Source organism: Bifidobacterium sp. SO4 (assembly GCF_018555355.1).
Taxonomy (GTDB): Bacteria; Actinomycetota; Actinomycetes; order Actinomycetales; family Bifidobacteriaceae; genus Bifidobacterium; species Bifidobacterium miconisargentati.
The window spans coordinates 1-21090 of sequence record NZ_JAFEJP010000017.1 but is presented as its reverse complement, the minus strand read 5'-3'; the positions used below and the strand labels follow the sequence as shown (position 1 = coordinate 21090).

14 protein-coding genes and 1 rRNA gene are annotated in these 21090 nt (G+C 62.8%); 6 read left to right on the top strand and 9 right to left on the bottom strand.

Features of this window, described 5'->3' with window-relative positions; genetic code table 11:
- Positions 1-64: 64 nt before the first annotated feature.
- A complete protein-coding gene (locus JS536_RS10220) occupies positions 65-3214 on the bottom strand; it encodes an FtsX-like permease family protein (protein WP_221339836.1) in 3150 nt (1049 codons plus the stop codon).
- 166 nt (positions 3215-3380) lie between these two features.
- Positions 3381-4082: an ABC transporter ATP-binding protein gene (locus JS536_RS10215; RefSeq protein WP_214356830.1), complete on the bottom strand. Its 702-nt coding sequence runs from the start codon at positions 4080-4082 to the stop codon at positions 3381-3383.
- Positions 4083-4388: 306 nt separating this feature from the next.
- Between JS536_RS10215 and JS536_RS10210 the strand changes: the two genes are divergently transcribed.
- Positions 4389-5861, top strand: a complete 1473-nt coding sequence (locus JS536_RS10210) for an amino acid permease (RefSeq protein WP_214305415.1) — start codon at positions 4389-4391, stop codon at positions 5859-5861.
- Between the two features lie 465 nt (positions 5862-6326).
- Here the strand turns inward: JS536_RS10210 and JS536_RS10205 are convergent, their stop codons facing one another.
- The 3 genes from JS536_RS10205 to JS536_RS10195 all read right to left on the bottom strand — a co-directional run bounded on the left by JS536_RS10205 (position 6327) and on the right by JS536_RS10195 (position 9034).
- A complete protein-coding gene (locus JS536_RS10205; RefSeq protein WP_214356829.1) occupies positions 6327-6929 on the bottom strand; it encodes a YesL family protein in 603 nt (200 codons plus the stop codon).
- Between the two features lie 408 nt (positions 6930-7337).
- Positions 7338-8180: a carbohydrate ABC transporter permease gene (locus tag JS536_RS10200; protein WP_214305417.1), complete on the bottom strand. Its 843-nt coding sequence runs from the start codon at positions 8178-8180 to the stop codon at positions 7338-7340.
- Positions 8180-9034 carry a sugar ABC transporter permease gene (locus JS536_RS10195; RefSeq protein WP_214305418.1) on the bottom strand — a complete coding sequence of 285 codons (855 nt, stop codon included), beginning with the start codon at positions 9032-9034 and terminating at the stop codon, positions 8180-8182. Before JS536_RS10195 ends, JS536_RS10200 begins: the two co-directional genes overlap by 1 nt.
- 367 nt (positions 9035-9401) lie before the next feature.
- Here JS536_RS10195 and JS536_RS10190 point away from each other — a divergent pair, with 367 nt between their 5' ends.
- The gene (locus JS536_RS10190; RefSeq protein ID WP_214356828.1) at positions 9402-10418 is read left to right on the top strand and encodes a LacI family DNA-binding transcriptional regulator; all 1017 of its coding nucleotides are present in this window, start codon (positions 9402-9404) and stop codon (positions 10416-10418) included.
- A 230-nt stretch (positions 10419-10648) separates the two neighbouring features.
- Here the strand turns inward: JS536_RS10190 and JS536_RS10185 are convergent, their stop codons facing one another.
- A complete protein-coding gene (locus JS536_RS10185; RefSeq protein WP_214356827.1) occupies positions 10649-11980 on the bottom strand; it encodes an ABC transporter substrate-binding protein in 1332 nt (443 codons plus the stop codon).
- Between the two features lie 511 nt (positions 11981-12491).
- Positions 12492-13205: a histidine phosphatase family protein gene (locus JS536_RS10180; protein ID WP_214305421.1), complete on the bottom strand. Its 714-nt coding sequence runs from the start codon at positions 13203-13205 to the stop codon at positions 12492-12494.
- A 271-nt stretch (positions 13206-13476) separates the two neighbouring features.
- On the opposite strand from JS536_RS10180, the gene JS536_RS11895 reads away from it, so the two are divergent.
- The 4 genes from JS536_RS11895 to JS536_RS10160 all read left to right on the top strand — a co-directional run bounded on the left by JS536_RS11895 (position 13477) and on the right by JS536_RS10160 (position 19955).
- On the top strand, positions 13477-13797 hold the full coding sequence (locus JS536_RS11895; RefSeq protein ID WP_236029586.1) for a DUF4235 domain-containing protein: 321 nt from the start codon (positions 13477-13479) through the stop codon (positions 13795-13797).
- A 130-nt stretch (positions 13798-13927) separates the two neighbouring features.
- Positions 13928-14695: a nitroreductase family protein gene (locus JS536_RS10170; protein ID WP_214305423.1), complete on the top strand. Its 768-nt coding sequence runs from the start codon at positions 13928-13930 to the stop codon at positions 14693-14695.
- Between the two features lie 179 nt (positions 14696-14874).
- Positions 14875-17634, top strand: coding sequence for a YhgE/Pip domain-containing protein (locus tag JS536_RS10165; RefSeq protein ID WP_214356826.1), 2760 nt, complete (start codon positions 14875-14877; stop codon positions 17632-17634).
- Entirely contained in the window at positions 17631-19955 is a 2325-nt protein-coding gene (locus JS536_RS10160; RefSeq protein WP_214356825.1) for a YhgE/Pip domain-containing protein, read from the top strand. Before JS536_RS10165 ends, JS536_RS10160 begins: the two co-directional genes overlap by 4 nt.
- A 363-nt stretch (positions 19956-20318) precedes the next feature.
- On the opposite strand, the gene JS536_RS10155 is transcribed toward JS536_RS10160, so the two are convergent.
- Both JS536_RS10155 and rrf read right to left on the bottom strand, forming a co-directional pair.
- Complete coding sequence (locus tag JS536_RS10155; RefSeq protein ID WP_214356824.1) at positions 20319-20570, bottom strand: hypothetical protein; 252 nt, start codon at positions 20568-20570, stop codon at positions 20319-20321.
- Between the two features lie 399 nt (positions 20571-20969).
- Positions 20970-21086 (bottom strand): 5S ribosomal RNA (rrf, locus tag JS536_RS10150).
- Positions 21087-21090: the final 4 nt, after the last annotated feature.

Below are 21090 nucleotides of genomic sequence, written 5' to 3'. Positions count from 1 at the left end.
ACTGAAGGGTAGTGGAGGAGCGGCCAACGACCGCGGGAAAACAGCATCGGCAAAGCCGATTCCATCACTCCACGCTTTTCAGTGAGGACACCGGGTCGATGCGGTCAAGCACGGGGTTGGTGAACAATTGGACGAGCAGCGCGAACGCCAGCGTCACGGCGGCCGCTATCGCGTAGCTCGTCCACCGTACGGTCACGGCGAAGTACAGCCCCGGCATGTTGAGCGCGGCCGTGAGCAGTCCGCCGATCCAACGACCGAGCGGCAGGCCCACCGCGATGCCCATCAGCGTCAGGATCAGCATCTCGCGATTCACGTACCGGTGCACCTCGCGGTCGAAGAAGCCGAGCACCTTGAGCGTGGCCATCTCGCGCACGCGCTCGGAAACGTTCGTGTTGGCCAGCGTGAACAGCACCACCAACGCCAACGCTCCGGCGAGCGCGACGATCAGCGCCACCACCGCGCCCATGAGATCGAAGCTGAAACGCCGCTGCATATCCGCCGTGCTCACCACGCTCAGCACGTCAGATTCCTTGGCGAGCTTGTCCGCGTAGGCGATCTGGTCGTCATCCGAGCCGGTGTACCGCGCGAATATCGCGTTCATCTCCACGCCGTCGGCTTCGGTGGCGGTGTCGTCATGCGCGGCGGAACCGCCATCACTCGCATCATCCCCGCCGAACACCTCCCGGTAGTACCCGGCCGTCAGATACACATCCGCACCGATCACGGACTCGCTGACGGCATACACACGGGCGGTTTCGCGCGCGGCGTCGCCGTTTTCGAGCGTCACCTCGTCGCCGGCCTTGACGCCCAGCGCATTGGCCGCGGATTGCGAGACGATGACGCCGTCCCCGGAAAAGACCGGCCCGTCATTCGTGTTCGTAGCGCTGGCCGAACCATCCGCGCTCTTCCCGGCGGCGGATGATTCGGCTCCGGCATCGTCCAGTCCGATCGCCGTACCATCCCGATACTGCTCCATCGCACCGCCGGTCACCAACCTGAGCGAGACGATATCCGCCAAATCAGTCGCTTCGGGCACGGTGATGAGCTGCACGGTTTCGGATTCGTCGGTTCCGGTGGTGATTTCGCCGCTTTCCACGCGCGCGAGGGTCATCGCACCGGCTGAGGACGTGGTCGAATCGGCGATCTTCCCGTCGGACACCAGCCGAGAACGCACGGCGTCCAGATCGTCGTGATCGGTCACGACCATCAGGTCATACCGGTACACGTCCTGGTACTGCGTGACCGGCAGCGCGTCCACCGTGTCGTTGATGGCCAAGCCGCACACAATGAGCGCGGTGCAGCCGGCCACGCCTCCGACCGTCATGAACAGACGGCCCTTGAAACGGAACAGGTTGCGCGCGGTGACCTTGTTGAGGAACTTCATGCGACGCCACAGCGGTCCGATGCGTTCCAGCAGCACGCGGGAGCCGGCCTTGGGCGATTTCGGACGCATGAGCTCGGCGGGCATTCGCCGCATCTCGCCGCGGCACGCCACCACGGTGGCCGCGCCCACGCCCACCACGAACAGCAGCACGCCGGCCGAACCGTACAGCCAGTCGTACAGCAGCGTGGTGCCGGGCACCACATACATGCCTTCCAGCACGATGAGCAGGAACGCGGGAATCCCGAGGAAGCCGATGAGGTCGCCCAGGCCGCCGCCGATCAGGCAGGCGAGCAACGCGAACAGCACATACCGGGAGGCGATGAGTGCGCTGCCGTACCCCAGTCCCATGTACGTGCCGATGAGCCCGCGGTCCTCCTCGACCATGCGGGTCATGGCAGTCAGGCTCATGAGCACGGCCACGAGCAGGAACACCACGGGGAACGCGCGGCCGATGGATTCGATGGAGCTCAGGTCGGATTTGAGCGAGGAGAACGTGCCGGCCGCCGAGCGCGTGTTCACGTACCAGCGTGCCTGCGGGATGGTGGTTTCGACCGAGGACTCCTGCTTGTCCAGTTCGGCGGTGGTGTTCGCTTTCTGCTGGTCGAGCTGCGTCTGCGCGTTGTCCAGCTGCTGTTTGGCTTGCGTCAGTTCGCCGCTTTGGGCAATGACGGCGTTGCGTTGGGCGTCCAGTGCAGTTGCGGCCGCCTGGTCCGTGCCGTCCTGTGCGGCTTGGGCGACCAGTTCCGCACCGGCGCTGCCGGAGGCCGCGATGATCCGGTCGACCTGCGCGTTGAATTGGCCGCGCTGGTCGTCCAGCGTGGCTTGGGCGTCGGCGAACCGCTGGTCGGCTTCGGCACGGGCGTCCGCGATCTTCTGCTTCGCCTCGTCGATGAGCTGCTGGCGACGGGCCTTCTGCCGCTTGGTCTGGACGTCGTTTTCGATGCGGTCGCGCACTTCGCGCACGGCGTCGTCGTACTGGTCGGAGAAGGTGTCGAGCGCCGCGGAACCGCTGATTTCCAGCGAAATCGCCGTATAGACGCTGCCGGCGACGCCGTCCGAAGGCAGGAAGAACGTGTAGTCGGCGGTGGCGGAGCTGCGGAACGCGCCGGTCGAGTAGCCTTCCGGATTCTGCAGATCGAGCGGGTCCAGCACGATGCCGGTGATGGTGAGGTCCGTGGGGAACGTCGGGGTCTCGTTCGACGTATCGGCGGAAGAGGCATCGGAACCGGACGAATCAGTCGTACTGTCGGACGAATCGCCCGGGATGTCCGAATCGGACGAAGCGTCGGCCGACGTACCTCCGTCGACCATACTGGCCGACGCATCACCTGATGCATTGCCCGTCGTGCCCGACGTATCCGGCACGGACGATCCGGATGACGACTTACTCGCCCCAAGCGTCACGCTGAGCTTGTCCCCTACCTTAAGCCCGCTGTCCCGCACGAATTTCCTGGTGACGGCCACCTCGCCGGACTTGACCGGGAGCTTGCCCTCCTGCAGGTACGGCTGGTTCATGCCGTTCGTGCCGATTTCGGTGAGCGTGACCGATTCGCCGCTGCCATCCACGGTGACGATCGCGGCGGCCGAACGTTCGGCCTGCACGCGCTCGACGCCGCGGACGGCCTTGAGCGCGGCGACGTCGTCCTCGGTCAGGCCGAGCGTGGAGATGACCTGGATGTCGTACAGGCGCTGGCTGTCGAGGAACCGGTCGGCAGCGCGGAACATGTCCCGGCAGCCGGCGTAGATGCCAGTGAGCACCGCCACGCCCAGCATGGAGATGATGGCGATGGAGACGAACCGTTTCCAGTTGCGCGCCCACATGCGCAGCATGTCCTTGGCGAACGCGCCGGAAATGCCGGCCCCAAGGTGTTTCACAGGATGTTCCACGCCGCGTTTCACGGATTGTTTCACAGCACCGCCCACTGTGGCTACGGTCGAGGACCGGGAAGCGCCCGTACACCGGGCATGCCTGCCGCGTGCCATCGCACTCACCGCCTTACCATTCGATGTCCGCGATCGGCGTGGGCGCGGGGTTGGTCTCCTCGCTCACCACCTTGCCGGAGCGGAATCGGATCACCTTGTGCGCCATCGGCGCGAGCGCGGAATTGTGCGTGATGATCATCACCGTCATGCCCTGGGTATGGCAGATGTCCTGCAGCAGTTGCAGGACCTCCTTGCCGGTCTCGTAGTCGAGCGCACCGGTCGGCTCATCGCACAGCAACAGCTTCGGTTTCTTGGCGATCGCGCGGGCGATGGAGACGCGCTGCTGCTCGCCGCCGCTCAACTGCGCCGGGAAATTGCCCATGCGCTCCCCCAGCCCCACCTTGCGCAGCGTCTCGGCCGGGTCGAAATGGTCCGGGCAGATCTGCGAGGCGAGCTCCACGTTCTCCAACGCGGTCAGGTTGGGCACCAGATTGTAGAACTGGAACACGAAGCCGATGTCCGAACGGCGGTATGCCACCAGTTCGCGCTTGTTGAGACCGGTGATGTCCCGGCCGCCCACCACCACGCGACCGGACGTGGCGGTGTCCATGCCGCCCAGAATGTTCAGGGCCGTGGTCTTGCCCGCGCCCGACTGGCCAAGGATCACGGTCAGTTCGCCTTGGTCTGCGGTGAAGCTCGCGCCGTCCAGCGCGCGGATCGCCGCCCCGCCGGACGGGTACTCCTTGACCACGTTGTCAAACTCGATATACGACATCGCACACCCCGCTTCCGCCAACGGCCATGCCCCACACCGCAACCGTTCCATGCCCGGAACCGGCGTCGGGCAACGTCCTTCTTCCATTAAACCGCACCAACCTGAGTGCAATCGCTCGCAAAAACGCCATGGAAACGTCACGGGAACGCCGCACACCCGTCCATAACCGCCTTCCGAAACCTCCTGTTCGTAACAAATCGGCCTACAATGGCGGACATTGCGCACGGCCACGGCCGCCATCATCATCGGCGGGCGCGGCGGCACGTGCGGCAACGGAGAAAGAACCCCGAGAGGAAGTACTCATCCATGAGCAATACTGACGCGACCAAGAAGCCGCGCGAAACCGACGACGTGCCGGTGCCGGCCACGTTGCGCAAATCCCTGAAGAACCGCCACATCCAGCTGATCGCCCTCGGCGGCGCCATCGGCACGGGCCTGTTCTACGGCTCCAGCGAATCCATCGCCCTGGCCGGCCCGTCCATTCTGCTGGCCTACCTGATCGGTGGCCTCGCGATCTTCATGATCGTGCGCGCACTGTCCGAAATGTCCGTGGAGGATCCGAAGGCCGGCGCCTTCAGCTACTACGCCACCCGCTACTGGTCCAAGCGCGCCGGCTTCATCTCCGGCTGGAACTACTGGTTCAACTACATCCTGGTCTCCATGGTGGAGCTGGCCGTGGTGGGCAGCTTCGTGAACTACTGGTTCCCGGCCATCCCGACGTGGGTCTCCGCCGCCGTGTTCCTGGTGCTCATCACCGCCGCGAACCTGCTGGGCGTCTCCAAGTTCGGCGAGTTCGAGTTCTGGTTCGCCATCATCAAGATCGTGGCCGTGATCGCCATGATCATCGGTGGCCTTGCGGTCATCGTGTTCGCGCTGCCCACCGCCTCCGGCATCAAGGCGAGCTTCGCCAACTGGTTCACCGTGGGCGACGGCTTCTTCCCGAACGGCCTCATGACCCATACCGATAAGGGCTGGACCGGCCTGCTCATGGCCCTGGTCGTGGTGATGTTCAGCTTCGGCGGCACCGAGCTCATCGGCATCACCGCCGGCGAGACCGAAAGCCCGAAGACCACCATCCCGCGCGCCACCAACGACATCATCTGGCGTATCCTCGTCTTCTACATCGGCGCCCTCGGCGTGATCATGGCCGTGGTGCCGTGGAACACCATCGACGGCCAATCCAGCCCGTTCGTGCAGATCTTCGATTCCGTGGGCATCCACGCGGCCGCCGGCATCCTCAACTTCGTGTGCCTGACCGCCGTGATGAGCGTGTACAACTCCGGCCTGTACGCCAACTCCCGCATGCTGTACTCGCTTGCCAAGCAGGGCAACGCCCCCGCCTACCTCGGCAAGCTCAACTCCAAGGGCGTGCCGGTGGCCGGCGTGCTGACCTCCGCCGTGATCACCGCCATCGCCGTGGTGGTGGTGTTCGTGTGGCCCGAGTTCGCGTTCAACTACCTGATGTCCATCGCCACGATCGCCGGCATCATCAACTGGACGATGATCATGTTCACCGAAATGAAGTTCCGCAAGGTGGTCGCCGCGGGCGGTGCCCCGGAGGACACCGAGCTGGCCGGCCTTTCGGGTCAAAAGGCGCTCGACGCCATCCACTTCAAGCTGCCGTTCGCCAAGGTGACGCCGTGGGTGGTGCTCGCCTTCCTGGCCTTGGTGGTTGTGCTGATGTGCTTCTCCGCCAGCTACCGCGTGGCCGTGATCGCCGGTGTGATCTGGCTGGCCATCCTGTTCGTCGCCTACCAGGTAACGCAGGGCCGCAAGTAGCGGTTTCCGTGTTGCTGTTCCGCCGCCATTGCGCCTGCTGATCCGCTCGGCATCCGATGACGATGGCGGCGGGGCGGACTACGGCGCGTTACTTCTTTCGCAATAAGGCCATACTTCGTGAAAAAGGCAACTGACTCGCAGTAAGCGTTCCTTTTTCACGAGGTATGGCCTTATTTCGTGAAAAGGTAACGCTGAACGGCACTCAGTGTGACTTTTTCACGAAACATCGGTTTTCCGCGAAAAAAGTAACGGCAACGGAGGAACGACACCGTCCCGACATCTCGATTCTGGGCATATAAGGACCATAAAGCCGCACCGAATTTGATTCTGGGCATATAGGTACCAGTTACGAGGCCAAAACGCCTGTTTCGGGGTACCTATATGCCCAGAATTCGTTTTGTGATACGTGTATGCCCAGAATAATTGGCGGGGATATGCCCAGAACAACGCCATTCGCGGGCAAGATTACCGCAGATAGGGCTTGAAGACGCGCTCGGTGATAGGCACATGGAGCATGAGCATGGTGCCGTAACCCAAAATGATGAGCAGGAACAGGCCACCGGGCATCAGGAACCAGCAAGCCACCAACAGTGCGACGAACACCGCGTCCACTGCCACCAGCACCACGGTCATGGCGATGTGGGAGATGCCGAAGATGAAGGCGTTGGCGAGAGTGCGCCCCACGCTGTTCTCGAAGCGCGCCTGCAGCGCGAACACCCATTCGAAGCCGATGAGCCACAGGATGCTCACCGCGAATTTGGGAATGAGCAACGGCGTAATCTGCAGGACCACCCACGAGTAGATGAGTCCGATCAGTACCGCGAGGAACGGCAGCCACAACAGCGTGGCCTTGACGAAGTTGGCCTTGAAGGAGCTGAAGTAATTGGCAGCGACGCCCTTGCCCTCGCCGTTTTCGGACTTGCGGCAGGCGTCCTGTCCGGCGGCGAGCGCTGCGCCGACGGTGATGATCGGCAACGAGGTGACCAGCATCAGAAGGTTAACGAGCACGCCGTCCACCAGATTGCCCCAGGCGCGCATGAATTTGGAGTCGGGCGACAGCCAGTGCATCTTGTGTTCTCCTTCGACGGCATACAGCGGCTCCCCTCGCTGAGGGGAGCTGTCATCGTAGATGACTGAGGGGAGCTCTGATGATGCTCAGGGTACTCCCCTCAGTCGGCTATCGCCGACAGCTCCCCTCAGCGAGGGGAGCCGGATTTGTTGGTCTCAGTTTTTGACGGCTCCGCCTCCGGCCCTGCAATTACGGACGGCTTTCAGCCGCTTTTCATTGGCTCGACTGCCGTCTCGCCTTCGCCTACAGACAGTCCACTGGACTGTCTGCTATACGGCTCAGCCTGCAATTACGGACTCGCCTTTCGGCGAGACCCATCATTACCTTCGCTCGGCTATCGCCTCGCTCAGGCGGGGGCTTGGGGAAAGTCCACCGGACTTTCCCCTAAGGGATGATGACGCCAGTCATCATCCCTTAACAGCCCCCGCCATAACACCACTCACGATGTACTTCTGGCAGACGAGGTAGAAGACGATGATGGGGATGATCGCGAGGACCAGGCAGGCCATCATGGCGCCCATGTCCACGGAGCCGTAGCCGCCCTTGAGGTACTGCACGGCCACGGAGATGGTCTTGTACTTGCCCAGGTCGAGCGTGAGGTACGGCAACAGGTAGTCGTTCCAGATCCACATGGCCTCGAGAATGGCCACGGACACGATGGACGGCTTCATGATCGGCACCACGATCTGGAAGAAGATGCGCGGCACGGAGGCGCCGTCGATCATGGCGGCCTCCTCCAGTTCGGCCGGGATGCCCTTGATCACGCCGGTGAAGATGAACACGGCCAGGCCGGCGCCGAAGCCGAGGTACACGATGCACAGGCCCCACGGGGTGTTGAGCTTCAGCATGTCGGCGATCTTGGAGAGGGTGAACATCACCATCTGGAACGGCACGATCATGTTGAACAGGAACAGCGTGTACAGCAGCTTGGCGGCCCAGTTGTTCACGCGCACGATCCACCAGGCGCACATCGAGGTGCACACCAGGATCAGCACCACGGAGCCCACGGTGATGAGCAGCGTCCAGCCGAAGGACGCGAAGAACTGCGTGGTCTCAACGCCGCGCGCGTAGTTCTCCAGGCCCACGAACGCCTTGCCTGCCGGCAGCGAGAAGGCGTTCTTGGAGATGTACGCCTTCTGCTTGAAGGAGTTGATGAGCACCAGGACGATCGGGAAGACCCACAGCAGGGAAACGACGGAGAAGAGTACGGTCCACAGGGCGCCGTGCTTGACGGGCTTGTTCTCGTTCATCAGGCTGCCACCTCCTTGCTCGTGGTGAGCTTGTTCTGAATCAGGGCGATCACGGCCACCAGGATGAAGAACAGCACGGCCTTGGCCTGGCCGACACCCTCCCAGCCCATGCGTCCGTAGAAGGTACGGGTGATGTTCAGCGCCAGGCCTTCGGACATGTTGCTCGGCGCGCCGTTGGTCAATGCGAGGTTCTGGTCGTAGAGCTTGAATCCGTTGGTCACGGTCAGGAAGGAGCAGACGGTGATGGACGGCATCATGAGCGGGATGATGATGCGGAACATCGTCTGGGTGCCGTTGGCGCCGTCGACCGCGGCCGCCTCGAGCACGTCGGTGGGCAGAGCCTGCAGGCCGGCGATGTAGATGATCATCATGTAGCCGATCTGCTGCCAGCACACCAAGATGACCAAACCCCAGAAGCCGTACGTGGCTTTGTAGGTCAGGGCGCGGCCCCAGTGGGCGAGCACGCCGTTGAGGAGCAGCAGCCAGATGTAGCCCAGGATGATGCCGCCGATGAGGTTCGGCATGAAGAACACCGAACGGAACAGCGTGGAGCCCTTGATGGCCTTGGTCAGCATGTAGGCGATGAAGAACGCCACCACGTTGATCACGATGGTGGTCACGATGGTGAACGCCGTGGAGAACCCGAGCGCATGCAGGAACTCCTTGTCCTTCAGGGCCTTGCCGTAGTTCTTGAGACCCACCCATTCGCCGTCGGTCACGGTCGTGAACTCGCAGAAGCTCAGGTAGACGCCCATGATGAACGGCACCAGGAATCCGATGATGAACGCGGCGAACGTCGGCAGCGCGAACAGCGCCCACCATCTGCGTATCGCCTTACCAGCCATGTTGATCATGACTACTTTCCTCCTCCTTGAGTCCGCGGCACTACGTCGTGCGTCGACGCGGAATTCAACTCAATGCCAGCCAGCCGTCAGGATCGTCACATAGTCCTTTCCGCTGAACCTACGTTCATGGTACGTGCTGCTGCAACAGATGTCAAACGTTGTCATTTATCGCGTTTCCCAACCACAGCGTTGCGAGTGGAATCAGTCAGCTTTCAATAATAAAAACGGCGCAATATAGCCATTTTCAATGGACAACATAACATCTGCAAACGTTTGTAATACAATCGTTGTCATCTTCGCCAAACCCTCGCGTGACATGTACACTGGGACAATCAGGCAAATTCTGCGCTTCTTCAATCAGCCACAGGGGGCTTTCATGACCACGAGCATTCAGGATGTCGCCCAGAAGGCGGGCGTCTCCATCTCCACCGTCTCCCGTTCGTTCACCAGACCGGATCTGGTCTCCGCCAAGACCCGCGAGCGCGTGCTGGCCATCGCCGACGAACTCAACTTCTCGCTGTCCCGCTCGGCGGCGGCCCTGAAATCCGGCCGTTCGCTGCGCATCGCGGTGCTGATGAGCGGCCATATCCGCCTGTGGTTCACCGCCTCGGTGATCGAGGGTCTCAACGAAGTGTTGCACGCCGAGGGGTACGACATCTCCGTCTTCCAGATCTCCAGCATCGAGGAGCGTCGCGAGTTCTTCGAGATGCTGCCGGTGCGCCGCAACGCGGACGCGGTGATCGTGGTCTCCTTCGACATCGACAGCAGGGAGACCGCGCAGCTGACCTCGGTGGATGTGCCGATCATCGGCATCAACACGGCGGAATCCGAGCAGCACGGCTTTGCGGCCGCGGTCAACATCAACGACCGCCAGGGCTCCACGCTCGCCGCCCGCCATCTGATGAACCTCGGGCACCGCAGCATCGCCTACATCAGCACCGACCGTGACGTCTCGCTGAGCTTCTCGGTGCGCGGCCGATTCAACGTGTTCATGGAGACCTGCCGCAAGGAGGGCATCGAACCTCAGGTGGTGGTGTGCAAGGTGGATGGCGACGGCCACTACCAGATCAGCGACGTGGTCAACCAGCTCATGAGCCTGGACGAGATGCCCACCGCCATCGCCTGCCAGGAGGACGGCATCGCCCTGCCGCTCATGTTCCAGCTGGAGCGCAACGGCTTCTCCGTACCCGGCGACGTGTCGCTCATCGGCTATGACGACAGCTTCTACACCAATGACATCGGCCTGACCACGATTCGTCAGGATCCGGTGGAGATGGCGCATATCGCCGCGCGCATGACGCTCGATCTCATCGAGGAGAAGCCGGTGGATGAGCCGTTCGTGACCTTCCCCGCCCACCTCGTGGTGCGATCCTCCACCTCCCGCGCGCACTGAGTTCCCGCGCAACAGCGCAAAACCAGTTGAGGCCGCCGCCCGAACACTACCGGACGGCGGCCTCAACTGGTTTGGTCAAAGGAGGGAACAGAAGAAGAAACACAAGGAGGTGCGGCGCCCCTGGAGGAAAGAGGCTGCGCGGGGCGCCGCGGCTTTTAAATTATCCGGGTATGGAACCCGGTCGAATCATCGGGGCCCGTCCGGAAGGAGGACGGCCGGACCCGTCAGACTCAGTGGGAGGCTTCGTACTCGGAAGCCCAACCGTCCACGAAGGCGGTCTTGACGGCGTCCCACTTGCCGGTGCCCTGGGCGTACTCCAGCAGGGCCTGGCCGAGCTGGTTCTTCCACTCTTCGGACGGCATCATGGTGAAGTTCCAGGAGACGGCGGTCTTGCCGGACTTCTGGTCCTCGACGGCGGCCTGGGTCAGCGGGTTGTCGGAAGTGACGTCATCGAAGGTCTTGAACGGGGTGGTGAAGCCCATGTCCTGGGAGAGGGCCTTCTTGCCGGCGTCGGAGGTGATGACCCACTTCAGGAACTCCTCGGTGGCCTTCTTGTCGGCGTCGGAGGCCTTGTCGTTGATGCACCAGTAGTTCTCGGAACCGGTGGCGAGACCCTGCTTCTCCTCGCCCTTGACGCCGATGTAGATCGGCATCATACCCACGGAATCGGCGGACATGCCGGCCTTCTGCAGGTCGGTCCAGGCCCAGGTGCCGTTCTGGTAGAAGGCGGCCTCGCCGAGCGCGAACTCGGAGTTGGCGTCGTCGCCGGTCTTGGCGCTCAGCTGGGTGGGCTCGGTGGTGGAGTCGGTGATGTACAGGTCGAAGATCTTCTTGTAGTTCGGCAGGTAGGTGCCCTTGATCTTGGCCGGCTGCTCGGTGACGTTATCGTCCTTGAACTCGTAGTAGAGCGGCAGGTTGGCCAGGTGGGTCTTGAAGCGCCAGTCGGAGGAGGAGTCGAAGCCGGCGGAGGTGAACGCGCCCTTGATGCCGAGCTCGTCCTTGCGGGCCTGCATGTCGTCGGCCACGGCCTTCAGGGTGTCGAAGTTGTCGATCTCGTCCATGGACTTGGCCTTGGCGCCGTCGAGGGCGAAGTACTTGTTGAGGATGTCCTTGTTGTAGATGATGCCGTAGGTCTCCATCACGTACGGCACGCCGACGACCTTGTCGCCGTCCTTCAGGGCCACGTCCTGGTTGTTGAGCTCCTTGTACACGTCCGTGTTGGACATGTCCGCGGTGTAGCGCTTCCAGTTCTGGTAGCCCACCGGGCCGTTGACCTGGAACAGGGTCGGGGCCTCGGTCTTGGCGATCTCGGACTTCAGGGTCGGCTCATAGGTGCCGGAGGCGGCGGTCTGGACCTTGACCTCCACGCCGGTCTCCTTGGTGTATTCCTTGGCCAGCGCGGTCCACTGGTCGGCCGCCTCCGGCTTGAAGTTCAGGTAGTAGACCTTGCCCTTGGAGTCGTCGCCGGAGGAGCTGGAGTTTCCGCAGGCGGCAAGGGTGCCGAGCGACATTGCGGCAATGGCCGCCATCGCGACCGCAGACTTCACTGTACGATTCATCATCGAACCTTTCTCTTCATCGTCGATGCCGGTATTCCGTCCGGCCCGGGTGCCGTTAGCGGCTCCCTTACGACTATCGACATGACCTATTGTGCAACGGTTTGCGAGATTTTGCAAACGATGGCATTTTTCGGCGCGTCACTTATGCGGACAGATATCCACAAACCGTCAATTAACCGGATAATTCCGATTATTCTGCATAGCGCCCATAATGCAAGCGTTAGCAAACTGAGAGCGCTAACAGTACTTGCGACATATAGAAAACCACCCCATACTCCCCACGTTCGGCACCCGCATAACCATCGTTTGCATAATCGCGGTAATCGTCACCCCGGCAACGACGAAAAAGCCCGTCCGCGCACAGACGAACGGGCCCAAAATCCGGTTCCGTCAAATCAATCGAACTACCCCTCAGTCGGCTTCGCCGACAGCTCCCCTGACAAGGGGAGCCGAGAGAGTGTAATCACATCATCAATCCCGGTTGAACGGAGCCAAGCTCAATTCAGTCAAGCCGTCAGGCGTTCCAGCGTTCGATGACGTTGTCCCCCTTGTACACGCTCAGCACCGAATAGTGCGCGGTGTCGAGCCGCAGCATGCGCGCGAAATGCGGATCCACATCCAGCCACTGGGAGGTGAGGATGCGCAGGATATGCGCGTGCGCCACCATCAGTACGTTGTGGCCGCCGTTCAGCAATGGCATCACATGGTCGATGGCCCCGCGGGCGCGGGCGGCGGCCTCCTCAAGCGTCTCACCGGGACCGGCATGCACCGGCACCTGCTCGCCGTCGGGCAGGGTCTCCACCCAGTCGCCTTCAAGCGCGGGCGTCAGCGAGCGCGGCCCGTCACGCCACACATCCCAATCGAAGCCGCTGGCCTCGCTCACCTGCTTGCGCGTGCGGCCTTCGGCGCGGCCGTAATCCCATTCGGCGATGCCGTCAAGCGTCTGCGGTTCGGCGAAACCGGCCAGTCGCGCGGTCTGCTGTGCACGGCGAAGCGGGCTGGAGAACACGCATCCTTCCTCGAATCCGCCGGGAAACGCCTCGCGCAGGCGCACACCGGCGTCGCGTGCCTGCTGTTCGCCCACGGCGGTCAGGGGGATGTTCGTGCGGCCGGTATGCTGTCCGGATTCGCTCCATACGGTCTGTCCATGACGCAGCAGCACCAGGAAGCCGGTACCACCGCGGGAGGGGTTGACGGCCACGGTGCCGTCCACATGCTGTTCGTTCATGCCTCCACTCTAGTCCTGTTCGGGCGCGTCCGCCGCATGCCTCGCCAGATGCCCCGCTTTTGCTCTAGACTGGGGAGCCATGAGCAGCGCAAAGCACACCGCACGTCACTCCGGTTTCCATGGTTCCGCCCCCGACCTGTCCGCGGGATCCATCGCGCGACCCGACTCCCTCACCGAGAACGGCGCGGCATTCCCGTCCGGCCGCTCCGGGTATGAATCCGGATATGACGGAGGTGAGTTCTCGTCCGGCGCCGATCAGGCCGTCGAAAGCCTGCACCGCATCGACGAGAAGGTGAACGCCCTGCGCGCCGCCCGCGAGGCCGACCCCGATTCCCTGCTGGACAAGGCGTTCAAGGCCGCCGTCCCCTCGCTGGTCGGCCTGGTGGCCGGCAAGGCGTTCCAGACCTTGTGGGACAAGGGCACGTCCCGCCGCAACCTGCGCAAGGGACTGGCCGCGGACGCCCCGCAGGGCCTGCTGATGAGTCTGGCGTTCGCCGCCGCCTCGGCCGCGTTCGGCGCGATGGTCTCCCAGCTTTCCGACCGCGGCTCCAAGGCCATCGTGGCCCGTCGCCATCGCAAGGCCCGCCGTTAGGCCGAGTCCGAAGCCCGTCCACAGCGCACCCCGGTCCGTTCACCGCCATCATCACGCCGCATCACGCACCGGTTTCACTGCCAGATAACCGGCCTGCCGACTGGCCAGCGCGCGTGGAAGAATTGGCCGCATGGTTACCAATGCGACTATCGAAACCCTGCTCAACCGCCGCTCCATCCGCAAGTTCAAGGATGAGGCCATCGACGCCGACACCATCGCCACGCTGGAAACCGTGGCCCAGCGCGCCGCCTCCAGCCAGTTCCTCAACGACTGGTCCGCCATCCGCATCACCGACCCCGCTCTCAAGGCCAAGATCGCCGAGTACGGCACCCAGGCGTACATCGCCGATGCGCCGCTGCTGTACATGTTCATCATCGACGAGCACCGCAACGCCCGCATCGCCCAGTCCAAGGGCATCGACCCGTCCTCCGACGAGTTCGGCCTCAAGACCAGCTACCGCTTCACCCAAGCACAGAACGACGCCGTGCTGGCCCTGCACGCCATGGAGACGGCCGCGTTCTCGCTGGGCCTCGGCTGCGTGATCCTGGGCTCCCCGCTCAACAACATCAACGGACTCATCGACCTGCTCAACCTGCCGGAATACACGTACCCGGTGCTGGGCCTGGCCATCGGCAAGCCCGATCAGGAGCCCGCGCTGAAGCCCCGCATGCCGCGCGAGATGCAGTTCTTCGAGAACACGTACCCGGCCGACGCGGACGGCACGCTGGACGCGCTGCCCGCCTTCGACGTCGAGGTGCACCAGTACTACGACCTGCGTCAGGCCGACCGTCCAGTGGACGCCTTCAGCGACCAGATCGCCAAAATCAGCCGTCAGGACGTCTCCAACAAGACGCTGCTGGACAAAGCGGCCACCCAGGGCTTCACGCTCGACAAGTAACCGGCGCATCCACATCGTCCGCCCATCGAGGCCATAATTCGGACACGCCCTGACCATTTTCCCGGTATCCCGCCTCCGTACGCCGATCGTCGCGGAGGCGGTGGGGATAGACTGCATGTGGCTTACCGGTGGGCACGGCAAGGCCGGCACAAAGAACCGGCGGCGAAACGAGGGGTTGCATGCGGACGATCTGGCGTATTTTCCGGCGTGATTTCCTGCGCATCCTGCGCAATCCCGTGGCGGTGGTGGTCACGCTCGGCGTGGCCGTGATCCCCTCGCTGTACGCCTGGTTCAACATCCTGGCCAACTGGGACCCGTATTCGGCCACCGGCAACATCCAGGTCGCGGTGGCCAATGCGGACCGGGGCACCTCCAACGATCTGGTTGGCAGGCTCAACGCCGGCAAGCAGGTGGTCGCCCAGCTGAAGAAGAACCATCAGCTCGGCTGGCGGTTCGTGGACAACGAGGACCAGGCCGTGCACGGCGTGGAGACCGGCGAGTACTACGCGGCCATCGTATTGCCGAAGGACTTCAGCGAATCGCTGGTGAATTCGGTCACCGGCACCACGGAACGCCCCGAGATCCGCTATTACGTCAACGAGAAGAAGAACGCCATCGCCCCGAAGATCACGGACACCGGCGCCTCCACCATTGACGAGCAGATCAACTCCACATTCGTGACCACCGTGGGCGATACCGTCGCCAAAGCCGTATCCAAGGCGGGCGGTGAACTGAACAAGGCCGCCGGATCCACCCAGCAGGACGCCATCGCCGATCTTGACACGGTGCTGGACACCATTGGCAGCGTCCAGACCGTGCTCACCGACCTCACCGATACGCTCGACCAGGCGGACGGCACCATCGCCAACGCCAAAAACACCACCAGCACCCTGAAACGGGCAATCGCGAGCGCCCGCAAGGCCTCCCAACAGTCCGGCACGCTGCTCACCGAAGCGCAGAACGGCTCACAGGCCTTCTCCACCACGCTCACGGGCGCGCTGGACTCCAGTTCGGCCAAACTCTCCGGACTTGCGGTGGACGTGAACACCGCCGCGGGCACGATCATCGGATCGTTCAACAGCGCGCAAGATTCCGTGGACTCCATCACCAACGCCCTGAACGCGCCGCTGGACCGCACACAGACCGCCATCGACAACGTACGCGACGCACTGCGGCAGGCCGGCATCGACGAAAACACCTCCGACCCGCTGGGACAGCGCATCTGGAACCAGCTGGACACGTTGGACGGGGTCATTGGCCGCCAGCAGGCGCAGATCGACGACTTCCACAAGAACGCCACCCAGTTCATCGACTCCGGCAAGGACGCCACCGGCCATCTCTCCGGCGCGATGGGCACCGCGGCCACCGGCGGGCTTGCGGCGCTGAGCCAGGCCCGACAGTCGCTCACCGGCACCGTCATGCCGAACCTTAACGCCTCCCTCAACAGCTTCGCCGCGCTCAACGGCACCCTTGACGGCACCTTGGTCTCCCTGAACGGCACCATCGAGCAGGCCGACGGCCTGTTCGACCAGCTTTCCGATACGATCGGCCAGACCCGGACCACCATTTCCGGCACACAGCAGTCGATGGCGCAGCTCGCCGAGGACGTGCGCACCGTCCGCACCGACATCGGCGCACTCGACAGTTCCGCCGCCTACCGCAAGATCATGGACACCCTGCACCTGGACGACGAGGAATTCGGCAAGTTCATGGGCACGCCGGTCAATCTGGTCACCAAGGTGGTCTACCCGACCGACAACTACGGTTCGGCCGTCACCCCGTTCTACACGAACCTTGCGCTGTGGGTGGGCGGTTTCGTGCTCATCGCCATCTACAAACTTGAGGTGGACCGCGAGAACCTGCGGCACGTCACCGCCACCCAGGCGTACCTGGGCCGTTGGCTGCTACTGGTCACGGTCGGGTTCCTGCAGGCGATCATCGCCACGATCGGAGACCTGGTGCTCGGCATCCAATTCGAGCATCCGCTGCTGTTCGTGCTGGCCGGCGTGTTCTGCTCGTTCGTCTACATCAACATCATCTACGCGCTGGCCGTGGCGTTCCGGCACATCGGCAAGGCCGTGGCCGTGATCCTGGTCATCGTGCAGATTCCTGGCGCCTCGGGCCTGTACCCCATCGAAATGATGCCGGAGTTCTTCCGCGACCTGCATCCCTGGCTGCCGTTCACCTACGGCATCAACGCCATGCGCGGGCCGATCGCCGGCACCTACGCGAACCATTACTGGCTGGATATGCTGCATCTGGGCTACTACCTGCCGGTGGCGCTGTTCGTGGGGCTCATGGTGCGTCGGTACGCCATGAACCTCAACGCCCTGTTCGACCGTCGTCTGGGAGACACGGACCTCATGATCACCGAGCACAACAGCATGGTCAACGAGCAGGTGAGCCTGAACGCGGTGTTCCGCACGGTGTCCGACAGCAAGGAGCTGCGGGACATCATCACCCGCCGCGCGCACCGGTTCTTCGCACGGTATCCGATGATGATCGTCTCCGGCCTGGTCCTGCTGACGGTGCTGCCGTTCGTGTTCCTGATCCTGCTGTTCGTCATGAAGGCGAAGATCGCGATGCTCAGCGCGTGGATCCTGTCGATCATCATCATCGACGCCTATCTCATCGTCACCGAATACATGCGCGAAAGCTACGCGATGCAGCTGGGCGTGAGCGCGATGAGCGCCGACGAATTCCGCGACGTGATGCTCAACGGCTATGTCTGGCGTCGGTTCCGCGGCGCCGACGGCAAGCACGCGGCCGGCACCGGGCATATGCCGGAGCATGCGGCCCGGTTCGGGAATGATGCGGGAGACGATGCCGATCCGGACATCGGCGAGACCACACGGCGGTTTATGGCCATTCCGCCGAATGGCGATGATGACGACGGCAGTGACGGCGAAAGCGGCACGGGCAAGGGAGGCGCGCGATGAAGCTCATCTGGAAGCTGTTCGTCCGTGATCTGCGCCAGGCCACGCGCAACGTGATCGCGGTCGTGGTGGCGGTGGGCCTGGTCATCGTGCCGTCCCTGTACGCATGGTACAACATCGCGGCCAGCTGGGACCCGTACGGCAATACGAAGGCCCTCAAGGTGGCCGTGGCGAACATGGACAAGGGGTACAAGTCCGATCTCATCCCGCTGCCCATCAACGTGGGCGAGACCGTGACGAACACCCTCAGGGCCAACCATGACCTCGACTGGCAGTTCGTGGACCGCGACAAGGCCATCGACGGCGTGTATTCCGGCGAATACTACGCCGCGCTGGTGATCCCCAAGAGCTTCAGCGCGGACATGATGACGCTATTCACCCCGAAGATCAAGCACGCGAAGCTCGAATACTATCTCAACGAAAAAATCAACCCGATCGCCCCGCATATCACGGACGAGGGTGCCAGCACCGTGGCCACCACCATCGACCAGACCTTCGTGAAAACGTTGTCCAGCGTGGCCCTGAACCTCGCCTCGAATGTAGCCAAGTACGCGCAGAGCCCCGAAATGGCACAGTACGTCAGCAATGCCACCAATCATCTGACGGCCATGTCCTCGAAGCTCACCGGGGCCGCATCGCAGATCGACGCCTATTCCGGCCTGTTGGGCGCCGCGGACGGCATCATCGATTCGACCGACAAGCTGCTCGGCTCCACCGGTTCGGCCGCCGCGGACGCGAAGAAGGCCATGAAACAGGCGAAATCAGGCGTCACGAGCCTCAGCAACGCGCTGTCCGGCGCCACGGCCGGCGTGGGCGCGGCACTGAAACAGGCCGACGCTGCGTATACCTCGATTGACAAACAGATCGACGCGGCCTTCAAGGACATCGACTCGCAATCCTCACAGGTGGCGGACACGCTCACCGGCATGCAGTCGAAAGTGCAGGCCCAGGCTGACAAGTTCGGCGACTACGCGGCGGCTTTGCAATCGTTGGCGGAGCAGAGCCACCTGCAGGCGGTGAAGAACGCCCTGGCCAAGGCCGCGGCACAGGCCACACAGACCCAGCAGAAGCTGCAATCCGCGGCCGACGCGCTCGGTGAAGCGGCGCAGAAAATCACGGACGACACTGCGGACGCGAACGCCACCCGGCAGAAGCTCAAGAACGAAATCGATGAGGCGCGCAAGTCCATCAGTGCGGCCTCCGATACATACGAGCGCACGCTCAAGCCGCAGCTGGACAAGCTCGCCTCCTCGATGGACGACGTGGCGAGCCAGGCGAACGCCGTCATCGACGGTCTGACGTCCACGGTGGACAGCGTTTCGGGACTTTCGGGCGGTCTGTCCGGCAGCATCACCGGCATCCGCACATCATTGGGCAAAGCTTCGGGCGCGCTGAATCGCTCCGCCAAGAAACTCGACGATTTGGCGGACAAGTTCTCGTCGTTGGCCAAAAGCGGCGGCACGGACCTGTCCAGCGTCATCTCGGCCGATCCGGACACCATCGCCTCGATGCTGTCCGCGCCGGTGGCGGTCGGCCGCATTCCCCTGTATCCAATTGCGAACTACGGTTCGGCCATGGCACCGTTCTACACGATTCTGGCCATCTGGGTGGGTGCGATCATTCTGGTGGCCATGCTCAAGGTCTCCATTTCCGACCATGAGAAGGCCAAGATTTTGGGGCTTGGTAACGAATTGCCGCTGGGCACCGAGGTGGGATTACGCGAGGCCGTAATCGCCGGACGTGTGGCCGGTCCAGGAGCGGCGCTGGACGTGCTCAAGAAGCCGCGCCCGGAATCCCCCGGCAACGCCCGACAGTTCGGGCTTCCTCTGCATCACGAGTATTTCGGCCGATACATGATCTTCGGTTTCCTGGCGCTCCTGCAGGGCACCCTGGTGTGCCTTGGAGACATGTTCTATCTCGGCGTGCAGTGCGAGCATCCGGTGCAGTTCTTGATGGTCGGATGGCTGGCGGCCTTGGTGTTCTCGAACATCGTGTACACGCTGACCGTGTCGTTCGGCGACATCGGTAAGGCCATTGCCGTGGTGCTGCTGGTGATGCAGGTGGCCGGCTCGGGCGGCACCTTCCCGGTGGAGACGCTGCCGCCGTTCTTCCAGGCGGTATCCAAGTGGCTGCTGTTCCCGTATGCGGTGGACGCGATGCATTCGGCGATGGCCGGCTCCTTCGGCATGGAATACTGGGTGTCCATGGGCAAGCTGGCCCTGTTCCTGGTGCCGTCTCTGCTGCTTGGTTTGATGCTGCGCAAGCCCGTGATTCGCTTCAACGACTGGGTGATTCGCAACCTCGAAAGCACCAAGGTGATGTAGCGGCCTCGGTTTTCCCGAGAGATGTCTTATTCTTGGCTCTCATTCTCGGCTCCCCTTGTCGGGAATCGCCGTGGAACAAACGGCGGAGCCGTTGGCTCTGTTAAACCAAGATTGGCATGCCCCTTATTCTTGGCTCCCCTTGTCAGGGGAGCTGTCGGCAGAGCCGACTGAGGGGTAGTCCGGTGGAATTCATGTCGATCTTGGTTTAACAGAGCCGAGCCGTTTGTAGGCGATGTGCGAGACGGCAGTCGAGCCAATACGCTGCGGACAGGATCCGTCCTTGATTGCGGGACGAGCTGTCGGCGAAGCCGATTGAGGGATAGCCCATCGAATTCATGTCAATCCTGGTTAACAGGACTTTCCTTATCGACGACGCGGCTTGTAGCCCTTTTTGCGACTGTGCGGTTTAAGTTCCTGGTTGAGCGGCACATGCCGATAGCTCATCCTGGGATCGCGATGGGTCAGATGCCAGCAGTTGCAGTATTCACACCGATACACCCACAGCTCCGCCCCGCGCTCGATCAGGCTCTGATCGGCGGCGCGCTGGGCCTGTGCCTTGTCGTGATACATGATTTTGTTCGACGTGGCGCAACGTTTGGGGGTGAAGTAGTGCATAGCAGTGCCCAGTGTAGAGTGACCCGTCGCCCGTCGCCTTGGATCTTCAAGATACGTAGCTGTGGGTGATAGGGAAGAGTGAAAGAAAAGAGAGTGTTTATTGGGCCGGGTTTGTCGTGGCCCTTATTCTTGGTTTCCCTTGTCGGGACATCGCCGTGGAGCAAACGGCGGTGCCGTTTGCAGGCGATGTGCGAGACGACGGTCGAGCCGGCGGAACGCGAACGGGGTCCGTCCGTGATTGCGGGACGAGCTGGCCGCGGACCGGGGGGTGGTCCCGGCGGATGTCGTCGTGTTGTTGCTTGTATATACAAGAAGGACCCCGGGAGTGTTTCCGACTGGACCGGGTGAGACAGAAGGAGCCCCGGTACCGTGTGGGTATCGGGGCTCCTGTAAGTGTGAATGCGGCGGTGTGCTACTCTCCCACACCCTGTCGGGTGCAGTACCATCGCCGTGCCAGGCCTTAGCTTCCGGGTTCGGAATGGGACCGGGCGTCTCACCTGGGCCATGACCGCCGCAAATC

Bases quoted from the DNA above. Each gene is read 5' to 3' on its own strand.
- JS536_RS10220 (WP_221339836.1), bottom strand. From the start codon at position 3,214: ATGCTGCGCATGTGGGCGCGCAACTGGAAACGGTTCGTCTCCATCGCC.
- JS536_RS10215 (WP_214356830.1), bottom strand. From the start codon at position 4,082: ATGTCGTATATCGAGTTTGACAACGTGGTCAAGGAGTACCCGTCCGGC.
- JS536_RS10210 (WP_214305415.1), top strand. From the start codon at position 4,389: ATGAGCAATACTGACGCGACCAAGAAGCCGCGCGAAACCGACGACGTG.
- JS536_RS10205 (WP_214356829.1), bottom strand. From the start codon at position 6,929: ATGCACTGGCTGTCGCCCGACTCCAAATTCATGCGCGCCTGGGGCAAT.
- JS536_RS10200 (WP_214305417.1), bottom strand. From the start codon at position 8,180: ATGAACGAGAACAAGCCCGTCAAGCACGGCGCCCTGTGGACCGTACTC.
- JS536_RS10195 (WP_214305418.1), bottom strand. From the start codon at position 9,034: ATGATCAACATGGCTGGTAAGGCGATACGCAGATGGTGGGCGCTGTTC.
- JS536_RS10190 (WP_214356828.1), top strand. From the start codon at position 9,402: ATGACCACGAGCATTCAGGATGTCGCCCAGAAGGCGGGCGTCTCCATC.
- JS536_RS10185 (WP_214356827.1), bottom strand. From the start codon at position 11,980: ATGATGAATCGTACAGTGAAGTCTGCGGTCGCGATGGCGGCCATTGCC.
- JS536_RS10180 (WP_214305421.1), bottom strand. From the start codon at position 13,205: ATGAACGAACAGCATGTGGACGGCACCGTGGCCGTCAACCCCTCCCGC.
- JS536_RS10170 (WP_214305423.1), top strand. From the start codon at position 13,928: ATGGTTACCAATGCGACTATCGAAACCCTGCTCAACCGCCGCTCCATC.
- JS536_RS10165 (WP_214356826.1), top strand. From the start codon at position 14,875: ATGCGGACGATCTGGCGTATTTTCCGGCGTGATTTCCTGCGCATCCTG.
- JS536_RS10160 (WP_214356825.1), top strand. From the start codon at position 17,631: ATGAAGCTCATCTGGAAGCTGTTCGTCCGTGATCTGCGCCAGGCCACG.
- JS536_RS10155 (WP_214356824.1), bottom strand. From the start codon at position 20,570: ATGCACTACTTCACCCCCAAACGTTGCGCCACGTCGAACAAAATCATG.